Raw genomic sequence first — 15,465 nt, forward strand, 5'->3', positions numbered from 1 at the left:
TTGTGTGGTAACGGCATGTGAGGTCAAGTCATTGCCTCCGATTGCGGCACCCTTGCGGCATTTGCGGAGTGTCCGCCAGGGGGCAACGATGCACACACAGAAAATTTGTGCCGTGGGTTACCCGATCGCAGCCCTTGTGCCGATGACGGCGCTTGGTATAGGAAACGGGAAGACGTCGCACCCGTGTCATTGGCGCGGCGACGTCGTCGGGAACGTCCTTCCGCGAGGCGTTCCGGGGGGCCTGTAGCTCAATGGTTAGAGCCGACCGCTCATAACGGTCTGGTTGCAGGTTCGAGTCCTGCCGGGCCCACCATCTTTCCCTGCCCTTCATTCTAAAGTTTTCCTTGTCTTTCCTGCCATGCGCACGGCTCGGACCGCGGAGCTGTGAACGCGCGAAAGGCCGCGTCCGGCGATGCGTGCCGGCGCGGCCCTTGTGTCGGGGAAGGTCGATCGCGGGCTACTCGGCCGCGTCGCGGCGTTCGCCGAAGTGTCGGGCGAGGTCGTCCGCAATGTCCGTGCGCTCCCAGCCGAAGCCGCCGTCGGCATCGGGCGCGCGGCCGAAATGGCCGTAGGCGGCGGTGCGGGCGTAGATCGGCTTCAAGAGACCCAGCTGCTCGCGGATGCCGCGCGGCGTCAGGCGAACCGTCTCGCGCAGCACACGGGCAAGCTCGGCCTCGTCCACCTTGCCGGTGCCCTGCGTGTCGACATAGACGGCCACCGGCTCCGGCATGCCGATGGCGTAGGCGAGCTGGATCAGGCAGCGATCCGCGAGGCCGCCGGCCACGACGTTTTTCGCCAGATAGCGCGCGATGTAGGCGGCCGAACGGTCGACCTTGGTGGGATCCTTGCCGGAAAACGCGCCGCCGCCATGCGGAGCCGCGCCGCCGTAGGTGTCGACGATGATCTTGCGGCCCGTGAGGCCCGCATCGCCATCCGGTCCGCCGATCACGAAGCGCCCGGTCGGATTGATGTAGATGCGGTCTTCCGGAACGCTCCAGCCTTCGGGAAACGCCGTGTGGATGTAGGGCAGCACGATGTTGCGCACGGTCTCCTGGTCCACGTCTTCGCCGTGCTGGGTGGAGACCACCACCGCATCGACGCCGACGGGGCGGCCGTTCTCGTATTTCAGCGTCACCTGGCTCTTGGAATCGGGGCCGAGCCGCGGCTCCTTGCCGGATTTGCGGTCTTCGGCCATCAGCCTGAGGATCCGGTGCGCGGTCTGGATCGGGGCCGGCATCAGTTCTTCGGTCTCGTTGCAGGCATAGCCGAACATGATGCCCTGGTCGCCTGCGCCTTCCTCGCCCTTTTCGCCCTCGTCGACGCCCATGGCGATATCGGCCGACTGCTGGTGCAGCCGGTTGACGATCTCAAGCGTCTTCCAGTTGAAGCCGTCCTGCTCGTAGCCGATGTCGCGCACCGCCTCTCGGACCAGATCGTCGACGGTCTTCAGCACGGTTTCAGGCCCGCGAACCTCGCCGGCGATGGAGACGTGGTTGGTGGTGGTCAGCGTCTCGCAGGCCACCCGCGCATGCGGATCGGCGGCGAGAAAAGCGTCGAGAACGGTGTCGGAGATGCGGTCGCACACCTTGTCCGGGTGACCTTCGGAAACGGATTCACTCGTGAAGAGCCAGGATTTCTGCGCCATGTGGCGAACTCCCTCGGTTGATTGGTCTTGTCCGCTGCCGCGCTTCACGCGTGCATGCGGTCGCTCGCCGGCGGGCGAGTGAACGGATAAGGGGAGCCGTACATGTCTGGCTCCCCTCGGGTGGTGGCGGATTATTCGGGTTTGCGGAAGAGCTGGATGCCCCAGGCGAGGTTGCCGGCGTCGGCGGCATCCACCCAAGCTTGCAGGCCGTCGGCCATCTTGTCGAGGTACTCGGCCGATGCGCCCTCGGCGCGCAGCTTGTCGTAATTGGCCATGAGTTCCTCGCGCACCCGGAAATAGTGGGTGCGGAGCTGGTCGACCATGTCGCGTTGCGTCACCGTCTCGAAGCCCAGCGCTTCGGCCGCCTCGCGGTAGAAACGTGGCGAGCCCAGGCTGTTGAGCTGGAGGCGGTCGTAGACTGGCTGCAACGCCTTGGGGTCCGCGTCGTCGGCCTGCATCGGGTCGGTGAAGATGAAATATCCGCCGGGCTTCAGCACCCGGAAGACCTCGGCGAGCACCTGTTGGCGCTGGTCGGAATGCAGGATCGCGTCCTGGCTCCACACCACGTCGAAGGTGGCGGGCTTTTCGGGAATGTCCTCGAAGACGCCGTGCACGACGCTGATCCGGTCGGCGAAGCCCTTCTGGCGGTTGCGGTGCCGGTTGGTGTCGTTCTGGACCTCGGAGATGTTAAGGCAGGTGGCGGAGCCGCCGTTCTCGCCCACCACCTTGCGCATCGCCCCGCCGTAGCCGGAACCTATATCGAGGATCTTCGCGTCCTTGCCGAGGTTCGGCAGCATCCCGACCATTTCGTCGATGGTCAGGTCGGAGGCCTCACGGATGTTCCTGGTGGTGTCGTAGATACCGACATGCAGGTCCTGACCGCCCCAGACGAGGCTGTAGAAGGTGTCGGCATCGTCGCTGTCGTAATAGCTCTCGGCCACCTCGCGGATGTCGTTCTCGCCATCCGCCGGACCGCCGCCGCCCCAGCGGACCATGTGGAGGCTCGATTTCTCCGCGATGTGGATGAAGAAATCCGGATCTTCCTCCGCATAGGTTTCCTGGAAATCGCCGTAGGTGCGTACGCGCTCGAACCCGGCCTGCGACAGCAGCTTGCGCATATAGTTCTTGCGGATCGGGCACATGTTGAGCGTGAACTCGGCCCCGTCCGGGAAGCTGTACTTGAAGCGGGCCAGCCCCTCGTCGATGTAGTCCGGTTCCGCCTTCACCTTGTCGCCGGCATAGTAATATCTGTGCTTGGAGGTGAAGCCGTGATCGAGCATGGCGTCGTAGTTGCGCTGGTCGATGATCAGGATGCCGTCATGCTTCAGCGCGGCGTAGAATTCGGCCAGCGCCCGGCGGCGGTCCTTTTCCTCGTGCAGGTGGGTGAAGGAATTGCCCAGACAGATGATGGCGTCGTACTTGCCCTGAATGTCGCGGTTCAGCCAGCGCCAGTCCGCCTGCACCGTCTTCAGGATCATGCCGCGCTTCTGGCCGTTCTCGAAGGCCTTGGCGAGCATCGCGGCCGAACCGTCGGCCGAGGTCACGTTGAAACCGGAGCGGGTGAGGCGGACGGAATGGAAGCCGGTGCCGGTGGCCACGTCCAGCACGGTCTCCTTGCCGCGGGCGCGCAGCACGTCGATGAAGAACTGCCCCTCGCTCTCCGCACGGGCATCCCAGTCGATCAGCTCGTCCCACTTTTCCACGAAGGACATGATGTACTCGCCGCGATAGAGGTCGGTCTCGCGATCGGCGGTCGGATCCTGACCGTAGGCCTGTTCGTCCAATTCAAGTTCGGCGTTTCGCGATGCGTACGCTGTGCGCATGTGGAAGGTCTCCTCTTTGAACCTGTATTGGCGCCCGCCGCAAAGCACTTGGCGCGTATGTCCCCGCACCGCCGGCGGGACCGGCGGTCAAATCGGGATGTCTTCACGTCTTGCCGCCCGGCCGAAAGGCTCCAGATACGCACGTCTCGTGCGCGCTCCGGTGCGCTGAAGGGATGTTCGCGAGCCGACGCGATGTCGGTCGGAACGGGCCGGTCCCGGTCATGATGAGCGCTGGCGGGCTTGCGTCCTGCCATTCGCGGCAAGGCGGCAAACCCGGGCCGCGGAGAGATTCCGCAGTGCGTTCCTGAACCGAGGGTGGTCAGAGAATACCAGCGCGCTTTTCAAATTCAACAGCGATGCCGGAATATTCCTGTAAATGATACCGACATATTGTCGTAAATGTATGGGGTGAAACGATGAAATTAAATTCTTGAAATTTGTGGGACGACGCGTCGCGTCCAGATGTAAATCATGGTCCGGTCAGGCCGGATATTCGTGTAAATGAAGGTAGATCTGAATATTATTATTCATCTTCAGAATCAGGTTTGTCGTATGGATGTCAGATCTGGATGGCTAACGTTTCTCTGCGTCGCGCGGGGGGCAACTGCTGCCAACGGAAAGCGGCGTGTCCGCCGGGTGCGGTACGACTGATGTTGTCTGTATGGCGGGGCGCCCCACACCCACAACCCCACGCCCACATGTGTCCAGTCATTCGCGGGGCATCTCGAAAATCGTGATAATGCACTGCAACAATTCATAAACCGGAATTTGTAGTGCGGGTTCTGCCTTAGCGTCAATATATTTGGGGCGCGTTAGGAACGGCAGAAAACAAGCGAATTTCAGGCTATGCGACAGAATGCCGCACATAGGCATTTTGCCGAAGGCTGCGAGTTGTGTTGGGCTCCCTTCCGTGTCGGTAGCTTCAATCGGTTTGCGTCGAAGTTCTGCAACTGCCTGAGCCCAATGCCCGGCTCCGCATTTGCTCCACCTCGCCGACATCCGGGTCCGAACTGCACCCACCCACCCGCGGGCCGCTGCCGACAAGTGTGAGGAGAACCATAATGAAACGAGGAATAATCAGCGAGATGGCGGCCGAAGGACTCGGCACGTTCATCCTCGTCCTCTTTGGCGTCGGGTCTGTTGCGGTTTCAGTCTGGACGGGAGGTCTCAGCCTGTGGCCGGTATCCATGATGTTCGCCCTGGGCGTCGCCTTCGGCGTCTACGTATCGGCGAAGGTGACCGGCGGCCACATCAATCCCGCCGTCACCATCACCCTGGCGGTCTTCATGGGCTTTCCCTGGTCCAAGGTCGCGCCCTACATCATCGCCCAGTTCATCGGCGCCATGCTGGCGGCCGCGGCGATCTACTGGTTCTACGCGGATATCATCGCGGTTTTCGAAACGGGCAAGGAACTCGTGCGCGGTGCGCCGGGAAGCCAGCTTTCGGGCATGGGCTTTGGAACGTACGCACCGAATCCGGCGTTCTTCGGAACGACCCCGGAGGCCTTCGCGCAGGTGTCGCTCACGAAATGGTTCCTGTCGGAAGCCTTCACCACCGCCATTCTGGTCTTCGGGGTTCTCTACCTGACCGATCCCCACAACACCGCCGCGCCTTCGGCCAACCTCGCTCCCTTCTTCATCGGCCTGCTGGTCGCCGCTCTCGTCGCCTACGAGGCTCCGATCTCCATGACGGCGATGAACCCGGCGCGCGATCTCGGTCCGCGGGTGATGTCCTACTTCTTCGGCTGGGGAGAGATGGCCCTGCCCGGACCGCGCGGCGGCTGGTGGATCCCCACCGTCTCCACGATCATCGGCGGTCTCGTCGCCGGTGCGTTCTACCGCGGCTATTACAAGTTCGTGTTCGAAGCTTACGACACGGACGAAACGTCTGATTAGGAGAAGCCTCGATGAAAAAGCTCATCAACAATGCCGAGGACGTGGTTGTCGAACAACTGAAGGGATTTGGCGCCGCCCATCCCGAGATCGAGGTTCATTTCGATCCGAATTTCGTCTGCGTGGCGGGCGGCGTGAAGGATCGCGTCGCCGTCATGTCCGGCGGCGGTTCCGGCCACGAGCCGCTGCATGGCGGTTTCGTAGGCCAGGGCATGTTGGATGCGGCCTGCCCGGGTCCCGTCTTCACCTCGCCCACGCCCGACCAGATGTACGAGGCCGGCAAGGCGATCAACGGCGGCAAGGGCATCCTGCAGATCGTCAAGAACTACACCGGCGACGTGCTGAACTTCCAGATGGCCGCCGACATGCTGCGCGACGAGGGCATTGAGGTGCGCAACATCATCATCGATGACGATGTGGCGCTGAAGGATTCGCTCTACACCGCCGGGCGTCGCGGCCTCGGCACCACCGTGCTGGCCGAGAAGATCTGCGGCGCGGCCTCGCTGGAGGGCTACGACCTCGACAAGCTCACCGCGCTTTGCAAGAAAGTGAACATCCACGGCAAGTCCATGGGCATGGCGCTGACGCCGTGTACGACGCCGCAGAACGGCACGCCGAGCTTCGAACTGGCCGAGGACGAGATCGAGATCGGCATCGGCATCCACGGCGAGCCCGGCGTGGAACGCACCAAGATCAAGTCGGCCGACGAGATCACCGAAACCTTGTGCCGGCACATCTTCGAGGATGAGGCCTATACCCGCAAGCTGTCGGAATGGGATGTGGAGAAGGGCGACTGGGTGGACACCGAGCTCACCGACATCACCTTCCAGAAAGGCGACGAGGTCATCGCCCTCGTCAACGGCATGGGCGGCACGCCCGTGTCCGAACTCTACACCGTGTACAACAAGCTGGCCGAAGTGGCCGGGAGCCATGGCGTGAAGATTGTCCGCAATCTGGTCGGCAACTACATCACGTCGCTGGAGATGGCGGGCATGTCGATCACCCTTCAGAAGGTGGATGACGAACTGCTTCGCCTCTACGACGCTCCCGTCAAGACGCCGGCGCTTCGTTGGGGAGTCTGACTAGCATGACGGAAATGCTCACTGGTGCCACCGTTCGCAAGTGGATCGAAAAGACGGCCGCGGTGATGGCCGAGAACCGCACCTATCTGACGGAACTCGACAAGGCCATCGGCGATGCCGACCACGGCAACAACATGGACCGCGGCTTCAAGGCGGTGGTCGAGAAGTTGCCCGAGGGCGATGACATCGGTGCGCTTCTGAAGGCGGTGTCGATGGCCTTGATCTCCAAGGTCGGCGGCGCCGCCGGACCGCTCTACGGCACGATGTTCCTTCAAGGCTCCAAGCCGCTCATGGGCAAGTCCGAGATTTCCTTCGAGGAACTGGCTCAGTTCTTCGAAGACGCGGTCGCGGGCGTGAAGATGCGCGGCAAGGCAGAGGCCGGCGAGAAGACCATGCTGGATGCGCTGGTGCCGGCGGCGGAGGCTTTCCGCAAGGCCGGCGACCTCGACGCCGGGCTGAAGGCCGCCGTGGAAGCGGCCGAGCAGGGCATGAAGGACACCATCCCGATGATCGCCAAGAAGGGGCGCGCCAGCTATCTCGGCGAACGTTCCAGGGATCATCAGGACCCCGGTGCCACGTCGAGCTACATGATCGTCAAGGCGCTCGAAGACGCCGTGAGTGAGGCTGCCTGATGATCGGTATCGTGATCGTCTCGCACTCCAAGCAGCTCTCCGACGGTCTGAAGGAGCTTGCCGACGCGATGAGCCAGGAACCTGTGCCCATCGCGTCGGCCGGCGGCATAGACGACCCGGAAGCGCCTTTGGGCACCGACGCCATCCGCATCATGGAAGCGATCCAGGAGGTGATGAGCGACAAGGGCGTCCTCGTCTTCTCCGACCTCGGCTCGGCCAAGCTCAACGCGGAAATGGCGCTCGACCTGCTCGACGATGATGAGCGGAAGAACGTCCGGCTGTGCGACGCCCCGCTGGTCGAGGGCGTGCTGGCCGCGACCGTGCAGATCGCCTCGGGCGGCGACATGGATGCGGCCATCGCGGAGGCGCGCGAAGCCGCGCGTCCTTTCGTGGATGGCGCGGGCGGTGCTGGCGCCGCAAGCGACGGTGCCACGGAAGAGGGCGCCGCGCGCGAATTCCGCATCAAGACGGTGCATGGCCTGCATGCCCGGCCGGCCGCGCTGTTCGTCCAGACGGTGAACCGGTTTGACGGCCCGGTTCGCATCACCAATCTCACCAAGAAGAAACCGGCCGCCAACGCCAAGTCGATCAATGGCGTCATGCTGTCGGAGGTCGGCGGCAACGACGTGATCCGGCTTTCCGCAGAGCCGGCAGTTGCCGACGATCTCTTCGCCGCGATCGAGGATCTTGTCGCCTCCAATTTCGGCGAGGCGGAACGCGCGCCCGATGTGCCGGAAGGCGAACCGGAGCAGGAAGCCGAGGCCGCGCCTCAGGCGAAAGCCGTCACCTCCGGCACGCTCAAGGGCGCGGCCATCGCCAAGGGCTTCGCCCACGGTCCGATCCGCCAGATCCGACGGGCGCTGCCCGACGAGGTCGAGGCGACGGAGGTCGATGACAGGGACGGCGAGGTCGACCGTTTCCGCGCGGCGCTTGCCGCGTCCGAGACGGAGCTTCGCGCGGCGCTTGACGCCAAGGGTGACGGCATCGCAGCCTATGACCGCAAGATCTTCGATGCCCACATCGCCTTTCTGCACGACCCGGCACTGACCGAGCCGGTGGAGACGGGCATCCGCGAGCGCGGCGTGTCGGCCGGCTCCTTGTGGCGCGATGCGGTGGCGGACCTGTCGAAATCCTACCGCGGGCTTGCCGATCCGATCCTCAAGGCGCGCGGCGAGGATGTCATCGACGTCGGATTGCGTGTCCTGCGCCATCTTTCCGGCGATGCGGGCGAAGTGGCGGGCGCAACGGAGGCGGCAATCCTCGCCTTCGACGATCTTCGTCCCTCCGACGTCCTCACGCTCGATCTCGACACGGTGCTTGGCATCGCGTCCGCCTACGGCGGCAAGACCTCGCATGCCGGCATTCTGGCAAGCGGCCTGCCGGTCCCGGTCGTCTTCGGGCTTGGGGTCGATCTTACCGGCATCGCGGAAGGCACCGACGTGCTGCTCGACGGCGGCAAGGCGGAGCTGACGGTCGCGCCCGACAAGGCGCTGCTTGATGAGATCGAGGCCGAGCGTGTGCGGCTTGAAAAGCGCCGCGCGGAGGCGCAGGCCGTCAAGAACGATCCTGCGGTGACGAAGGACGGCGTACGCGTTCGCGCGGCTGCCAATCTCGCCTCGCTGGAGGAAGTGGCGGCGGTGGCGCAAAGCGGGGCGGAGGAAGTCGGGCTGCTGCGCACTGAGTTCCTGTTCATGCGCCGCGAGGCGGCCCCGTCCGAAGACGAGCAGTACGACATCTACCGTCAGATGGTCGAAGGCTTGAACGGCGGCGCTCTAACCGTGCGCACGGTCGATATCGGCGGCGACAAGCCGGTGGCCTACATGGACAGGCCGGAGGAGGAGAACCCCAATCTCGGTTGGCGCGGCATCCGCTACTCGCTCGCCGAGCCGGATCTGTTCGAGACCCAGCTCGCCGCGATCCTCAGGGCGAGTGCGCACGGGCCGGTCCGCATCATGTTCCCACTCGTCTCCACGCTCGAGGAGGTGACTGCCGGCAAGGTTGCGGTTCGCAAAGTCATGGACGTGCTCAAGGAGCGCGGTCAGGCGTTCGACGAGACAATCGAGGTCGGCATCATGATCGAGGTGCCTGCGGCCGCCGAACGCGCGTCGCTGCTTGCTTCGCACGTCGATTTCTTCTCCATCGGCACCAACGATCTGACGCAATACGTGATGGCCTCGGACCGGGCCAATCCGAAGGTGCAGAAGCTGTGCGATCCGTTCGACCCGGCGGTGCTGTCGATGATCGCCAAGTCGATCGCGGCCGCCCACGAGGCCGGCATCTGGATCGGCATGTGCGGGGCGATGGCCGGCGATCCGCTGGCCGTGCCGATCCTGCTCGGCTTCGGCCTCGACGAGTTCTCCATGGCGGCCGCCGATGTGGCGGAGTTCAAGCTGACGCTGAAGGGCTTGAGCCGGGCCGATTGCGAGGCTCTGGCGAAAAAGGCGCTTGAGCAGGAGAGCGCGGCGGCGGTGCGGGAGATGGTTGCGGCGGGTTAGGCGCCATCATCGGTTGACGAACCTATCCGGTGTCATCCCGGACGCCATGCGGCGCGCAATGCCGCTTCGCAGATCCGGGATCGAGGCACAATGCCGACCGCCCGGGATCCCGGTTCTGCGCAGCAACGTTTCACGTCGCAGCGCGCCCGGGATGACGCTGGAGAGGCCGAGGATGACGCTGGAGAGGCCGAGCACCGGACCGGAGGGTCCTCTGGTCTGTCGCGCGGGCAATCAGCGCACTGACGACGGCGAAATCGAATGCGGGGCCTTGCGGCGCCCGCACTCTCAGCCCTCACTTCATCACTTCGGTCCAGATCGCGGTGTACATCTTCTGTACGGCGGGCGGACAGGTCGGCAGGAACTGGCCGGCGGCCGCAAATTCCTCCGGCACATTCACTTCCGGCGCCGTTCTCATGTTCTCCGGCATGAATTCCTGCGAGCCGTCGATGCCGTTGGCGTAGCGCGCGAAGGCCGAGATCATCGCCGCGTTCTCAGGCTCCATGATGAAGTTCATGAACAGCTTGGCGTTGTCCACGTTCTTGGCGTCCTTGAGGATGGCGACGGAATCCATCCACACCGGATAGCCTTCCTGCGGGTAGCCGTAGACGACGTCCGGGTTATTGAGGCGCGCGCGGAAAGTGGAGCCGGACCAGTTGACCGAGGCGAGCACGTCGTTGTTCGACAGCTTGTCGCTCATGCCGTAGTCCATCGACATCCACTTCGGCTTGGCGGCGACCAGCAGGTCGCGCACCTTCTTCAGCACCGTCTTGTCCTGGGTACAGACGCCGCCGCCAGCGTACCACACCGCCATGGCCATCACGTCCGACATTTCCGGAATGACGTTGACCTTGCCGACGAGTTCCTCCGGCGGGTCCATGAAGATTGCCGACGTGTTCACGTTGCCGGAATAGGCCGTCTTGTTGACCGCCACGCCCGTGGTGCCCCATTGCCACGGCACGGTGTAGTGGCGGCCCGGATCCCAAGGCACGTCGCGCCAGCGCTTGGAGACGTTCTTGAAATTCTCCATCTGGTCGGGCCGCGCCTCCAGAAGCAGGCCCTCGCCGACGAAGATCGGCACGTAGTTGGCGGACGGCACGACGATATCGAAACCGTGGCCGCCGGCCGACACCTTGGTCAGCGCCGTGGTGTTGGAATCGTAGTCGGTGACCGTGACCTTGACGTCGTATTTTTCCTCGAACTTCTTGATCAGCTCAGGGGACGTGTAATCGCCCCAATTGAAGATGTTGAGCTCGCCCTCGGCGTGGGCGAGGCCTGTTGCCGCGAGCAATGCTCCGGCGGCGATCAGCAGGGTCGGAGAGCGCATGTCGGGTCTTCCTCTGTTTGATGCCTGTTGTGGTTTCAGGTGTCGTCAGGCTTTCGGGCTTCTCTTTCTGGTCAGGATGAAGAACAGGGTGAGCAGGATCACCGTTATCGCCAGCAGGATGGTCGAGATGGCGTTGACCTCCGGCGTGATCGCCCGGCGAAGCTGGCCCAGCATGTAGGTGGGCAGCGTGTCTTGGCCGGCGGCCTTGACGAATTCGGTGATGATCACGTCGTCGAGCGAGATCACGAAGGCAAGCATGGCGCCGGCAACGATGCCCGGCGCCATCAATGGCAGCGTCACGCGCCGGAACGCTCTCCATGGCGTTGCGTAGAGATCGGCGGCGGCGAGCTCGAGCATCGTGTCCATGCCCTCCAGCCGGGCGCGGATCGGCAGGTAGGCGAAGGGCACGCAGAAGGCGGCATGCGCCGCGATCAGGTAGGCGAGCCCGGAGTAGCCGGTGGCGATGCGGATCATCGAGAAGAAGATCAGCAGCGCCACTGCGGTGACGATCTCCGGCACCATCAGCGGCTGGTTGATCAGCAGGTAGATGACCGTGCGGCCGCGAAAGTCGCCGCCGTGGGTGGTTCCAAGTGCGGCCATGGTGGCGACGACCGTGGAAATCACGGACGCGAACGCGGCGATGATCACCGAGCGGATGGTCGCCTCCTGCACGGCATCGTTCTGCCACGCGGTCGCGTACCATTTCAGCGACAGGCCTTCCCACAGCGCGATCGAGTTCCCGCTGTTGAACGAATAGACCACGATCACCACGATCGGTGCGTAGAGCGCCAGGAAGCAGACGATGGCGATGGAGGAAAAGCCCGGCATCGTGCGCACGGAAAAGGCCTTGCGGCGCGGTCTGGGTGCGGTGGTATCAGTCATGGGCCTTCTCCTTCGACATGGCGCGCACGTAGAAGAACAGGCCGATGCCGACGATCAGCAGTAAAAGCATCGACAGCGAGGCGCCGAGCGGCCAGTTGCGGCCCTGCCCGAACTGCAGCTCGATGAAGCTGCCGATCATCATGTGCTTGCCGCCGCCGAGAACCCGGGGCGTCACGTAGGCGCCGAGTGAGGGCATGAAGACCAGGATGGAACCGGCCACGATGCCGGGCTTCACCAGCGGCAGGATCACCTTGCGCAGCACCATCCAGCGGCCGGCGTAGAGGTCGTAGCCCGCCTCCACCAGCCGGAAGTCGAAGCGTTCCAGAGCCGCATAGAGCGGCAGCACCATCAGCGGCAGGTAGACATAGGCCATGCCGATCAGCACGGCGGTATCGGAATAGAGGATCTGCAGCGGCTCGGAAATCAGGCCGGTCATCATCAAAAGCTTGTTCAGGAGGCCTTCGTTGCGGATCACCTCCATGATCGCGAAGGTGCGGATGAGGAGGTTGGTCCAGAACGGGATGGTGATGAGAAAGAGCCACAGGCCGCGCTGGCGGGGCGGGCGGGTGGCGATGAAGTAGGCGGTCGGGAAACCGAGCAGGAAGGTGATCAGCGTCGTCAGCAGCGACAGGCTTGCGGAGCGCCAGAAGATCGTCAGATGGGCGTCGGCCAGCCGCAGCGTATCGTCGAAGATGTCCCGGGAAAACAGGATGCTCGTCCAGGCGTCGAAGGTCGGGATCCACTTGACGCCGCTGTAGTCGCCCGGCGTCAGGAATGAATAGATGAGCACGATCACCAGCGGGCCGGAGGCGGCGAACAGCAGCAGGATGACGGCGGGCAGCGACAGCAGCCAGTTCCGGCGTGTGCGCGCGGCTTCCGCACGCGCCTCCTGATCCGTGCCGGCGGCCGGTGAGATCTCGACCGCGCTCATGCCGTCTCCCTCAGCACCTGCACCGAGCCTTCCCAGAACTGGACGCCGACGCGCGTTCCGTTGGCGCGTTCCTCCGAATGGGCAAGCGTGCTCTGGAAACGGGCGACGACCGTCTCGCCGCTATCGAGCAGAAGATGTGTGTGCGTGTCGGTGCCGAAATAGACCGTATCTGTCACCGTGGCGGGCAGGGCATCGGCGGCGTCCGCCTCCACAAGGCGCACCTGTTCCGGCCGGATCGCCACCGTCACCTTGCCCGAGCGCGGCGCCTCGGCGGGCAATGCCGCCTCCATGTCGATCCCGCCGCCGATCCGCACGCGGGCGACATCGCCGGTCGCGGCGGTGATGGTTGCGCTGAGGAAGTTGGATTCGCCGATGAAGCTTGCCACGAAGCGGTTCGCCGGCCGGTCGTAGATCTCGCGCGGGGTGCCGATCTGCAGCGGCTTTCCCGCGCTCATCACCGCGATGCGGTCCGACATGGTCAGCGCTTCTTCCTGGTCGTGGGTGACGAAGACGAAGGTGATGCCGGTCTCGATCTGCAGGCGCTTCAGCTCGCGCTGCATTTCCTTGCGAAGTTTCAGGTCGAGCGCGGAGAGCGGCTCGTCGAGCAGCAGCACCTTCGGGTGCGGGGCAAGCGCGCGGGCAAGCGCCACGCGCTGCTGCTGGCCGCCGGAAATCTCGCTGGTCTTGCGATGCGCCATCGCCTCCATGCGCACCATCGCGAGCATCTCGTCGACCGTTCGGGAAATCTCGGCCTTCGGCTTTCCCAGCATCTCAAGGCCGAAGGCGATGTTCTGGGCGACGGTGAGGTGGGGGAAGAGCGCATAGCTCTGAAAGACGGTGTTGACCGAGCGGCGGTAGGGCGGCTCGTTGGAAATGTCGTCGCCGTAGAGAAGGAGCTGGCCCGATGTGGGCGCCTCGAAGCCGGCGATGAGCCGCAGCAGCGTGGTCTTGCCGCAGCCGGACGGGCCCAGGAGGGTGAAAAACTCGTTCTCGCGGATTTCGAGGGAGACGTGGTCGAGCGCGCGAACCTCCCTGTCTCCGGATCCGAATGTCTTGGATATCTGTCTCGTTTCTATGGCAGCGACTGGCACCGGAGTTTTTCTTGAGGCGGGCTGTATCCTATTCGTGTCCACACGCGCTGGTAGAAATTCCAAAACATCCGGCGGCCTGATGGCGGCGGGGCTTGGTCATGGGGTCGTGAGTGGGGCAGATTTCGTGCGTGCGAACTCGGGCTTGTCCCGCTTCAACCTTTCCTGGTTGTTTCTTGCGATGGGCCTGTTTCTTCGGGTCCGCCGGAAGCCTGGCGCATCTTCCATTGTGACTTTTGGTAAAGCCTAGGCCAGGTGCGGTGCCCATGGCCAGCCCAATATTCGGACCGCGGACGATTAAAGAACGGGCATATTTGCAGTGCGGGAGGGAGGATGCGGGGGCGGCGATCCCGGCGGATGAAGACCGCCTTTCGCTGCGGAATATGCTGGCCATTTTCCCGCTTGCTGCTGTCCAAAACCATTGTTACGTTAATTAACAAAGCATAATTGCGCTCGCAAAAGAGCAAGATACCCTGGAGGAGGGAACGTTCGTGAAGAAGATCAACAGGATGATTCTGCCTGCCGTTCTGGCGGCGGCGACGTCGCTGGCAACGCTTTCGACGGCGTCGGCGGTGGAACTTCGCCTCGCGCACTGGGTGCCGGCCAGCCATCCGATCCAGAAATACGGTATCGAGCCGTGGGTGAAGGCGGTGGAGGAGGCCTCGAACGGGCGGATCCACATCACCATCTATCCGGCCCAGCAGCTGGGAGCCGCGCCCGACCACTACGACATGACCCGCGACGGCATCACCGACATCGGCTACGTCAATCCCGGCTACAATGCCGGCCGCTTCCCGATCGCCTCGCTGATCGAGGTGCCGTTCCTCGCCAACAACGCCAAGGCGGGCGCGCGGGCGATGCACGAGTGGTATCTCGACTACGCCGAAAAGGAGATGCCCGAGGTCAAGCTGTGCGTGATGAACCCGCATGACCCCGGCACGATCCATTCCAAGACGCCGGTTCACGTGCCGGCCGACGTGAAGGGCATGAACGTGCGCCCGGCCAACGCCACCATCGCGCGGTTCGTGCATCTTCTGGGCGGGGCGAGCGTTCAGGTTTCGGCGCCGGAGGCGCGCGAGGCGTTGTCCAAGGGCGCCGCGGACGCCATCACCTTCCCGTGGAACTCGATCTACATCTTCGGCATCGACAAGGAGACGAAATATCACCTCGACATGCCGTTCTACGAGTCCCTGCAGACGCTGGTGATCAACCGGGGTGTCTATGACGGGCTCGCGCCCGAGGACAGAAAAGTGATCGACGAGCATTGCACGCCGGAATGGTCGGAAAAGTTCTCCACCGGCTGGGCCGACAACGAAGCAGCGGGCAGGGAGAAGATGATCGAGTCCGGCGAGCACACGCTCTACAAGCCGACCGACGAGGAGGTCGCGCTGTGGAAGGAGGCCGCCGCGCCGATGCTCGACGAGTGGAAGAAGGCCGTCGCCTCCACCGGCATCGATGCCGACAAGGCCTATGACGACTACGTTGCCAAGCTGAAGAAGTACGACTCGCTGTTCCAGTAGGAACGCGGCCGGGAGAAACGACAGACCCGGGTGCGGCGAGCGCCCGGGTCTTTTCATTACATCCTAGATAAACCTCCACCTACGGTGGAGGACTGGACGAGTTCTACAATATAGGTGAGAGACCTCCATGCTTGAACCATTGGCGTGGTCA

Annotated in this window: 11 protein-coding genes and 1 tRNA gene; 6 read left to right on the plus strand and 6 right to left on the minus strand. The window is 63.7% G+C overall.

Translation table 11 applies throughout. The features are described from left to right. Positions 1-237: 237 nt before the first annotated feature. Positions 238-313: transfer RNA gene (locus tag C8N35_RS23320), tRNA-Ile, on the plus strand. A 144-nt stretch (positions 314-457) separates the two neighbouring features. On the opposite strand, the gene metK is transcribed toward C8N35_RS23320, so the two are convergent. Next, positions 458-1,645 (minus strand): methionine adenosyltransferase, encoded by a 1,188-nt coding sequence (metK, locus tag C8N35_RS23325; RefSeq protein WP_107992155.1) that lies wholly within the window; start codon positions 1,643-1,645, stop codon positions 458-460. A 131-nt stretch (positions 1,646-1,776) separates the two neighbouring features. Beyond that, positions 1,777-3,468 carry a glycine/sarcosine N-methyltransferase gene (locus C8N35_RS23330; RefSeq protein ID WP_107992156.1) on the minus strand — a complete coding sequence of 564 codons (1,692 nt, stop codon included), beginning with the start codon at positions 3,466-3,468 and terminating at the stop codon, positions 1,777-1,779. Between the two features lie 1,061 nt (positions 3,469-4,529). Here C8N35_RS23330 and C8N35_RS23335 point away from each other — a divergent pair. The 4 genes from C8N35_RS23335 to ptsP are packed head-to-tail and all read left to right on the plus strand — an operon-like array spanning position 4,530 to position 9,569. Next, complete coding sequence (locus C8N35_RS23335; RefSeq protein WP_107992157.1) at positions 4,530-5,363, plus strand: MIP/aquaporin family protein; 834 nt, start codon at positions 4,530-4,532, stop codon at positions 5,361-5,363. Between the two features lie 11 nt (positions 5,364-5,374). Next, the gene (gene dhaK / locus C8N35_RS23340; RefSeq protein WP_107992158.1) at positions 5,375-6,442 is read left to right on the plus strand and encodes a dihydroxyacetone kinase subunit DhaK; all 1,068 of its coding nucleotides are present in this window, start codon (positions 5,375-5,377) and stop codon (positions 6,440-6,442) included. A 5-nt stretch (positions 6,443-6,447) separates the two neighbouring features. Beyond that, positions 6,448-7,074, plus strand: coding sequence for a dihydroxyacetone kinase subunit DhaL (gene dhaL, locus C8N35_RS23345; RefSeq protein WP_245926960.1), 627 nt, complete (start codon positions 6,448-6,450; stop codon positions 7,072-7,074). Further along, a complete protein-coding gene (gene ptsP, locus C8N35_RS23350) occupies positions 7,074-9,569 on the plus strand; it encodes a phosphoenolpyruvate--protein phosphotransferase (RefSeq protein WP_107992159.1) in 2,496 nt (831 codons plus the stop codon). Before dhaL ends, ptsP begins: the two co-directional genes overlap by 1 nt. Before the next feature lie 292 nt (positions 9,570-9,861). Here ptsP and C8N35_RS23355 read toward each other — a convergent pair whose 3' ends face one another. The 4 genes from C8N35_RS23355 to C8N35_RS23370 are packed head-to-tail and all read right to left on the minus strand — an operon-like array spanning position 9,862 to position 13,797. After that, on the minus strand, positions 9,862-10,893 hold the full coding sequence (locus C8N35_RS23355; protein WP_107992160.1) for an extracellular solute-binding protein: 1,032 nt from the start codon (positions 10,891-10,893) through the stop codon (positions 9,862-9,864). A gap of 45 nt (positions 10,894-10,938) precedes the next feature. Beyond that, positions 10,939-11,775, minus strand: coding sequence for an ABC transporter permease (locus C8N35_RS23360; RefSeq protein ID WP_107992161.1), 837 nt, complete (start codon positions 11,773-11,775; stop codon positions 10,939-10,941). Beyond that, positions 11,768-12,706, minus strand: coding sequence for an ABC transporter permease (locus C8N35_RS23365; RefSeq protein ID WP_107992162.1), 939 nt, complete (start codon positions 12,704-12,706; stop codon positions 11,768-11,770). Before C8N35_RS23365 ends, C8N35_RS23360 begins: the two co-directional genes overlap by 8 nt. Further along, complete coding sequence (locus C8N35_RS23370; protein ID WP_107992163.1) at positions 12,703-13,797, minus strand: ABC transporter ATP-binding protein; 1,095 nt, start codon at positions 13,795-13,797, stop codon at positions 12,703-12,705. Before C8N35_RS23370 ends, C8N35_RS23365 begins: the two co-directional genes overlap by 4 nt. A 488-nt stretch (positions 13,798-14,285) precedes the next feature. On the opposite strand from C8N35_RS23370, the gene C8N35_RS23375 reads away from it, so the two are divergent. After that, positions 14,286-15,314, plus strand: coding sequence for a TRAP transporter substrate-binding protein (locus C8N35_RS23375; RefSeq protein WP_245926962.1), 1,029 nt, complete (start codon positions 14,286-14,288; stop codon positions 15,312-15,314). Positions 15,315-15,465 lie beyond the last annotated feature (151 nt).

It is taken from the genome of Breoghania corrubedonensis, from assembly GCF_003053845.1.
GTDB classification, from domain to species: domain Bacteria; phylum Pseudomonadota; class Alphaproteobacteria; order Rhizobiales; family Stappiaceae; genus Breoghania; species Breoghania corrubedonensis.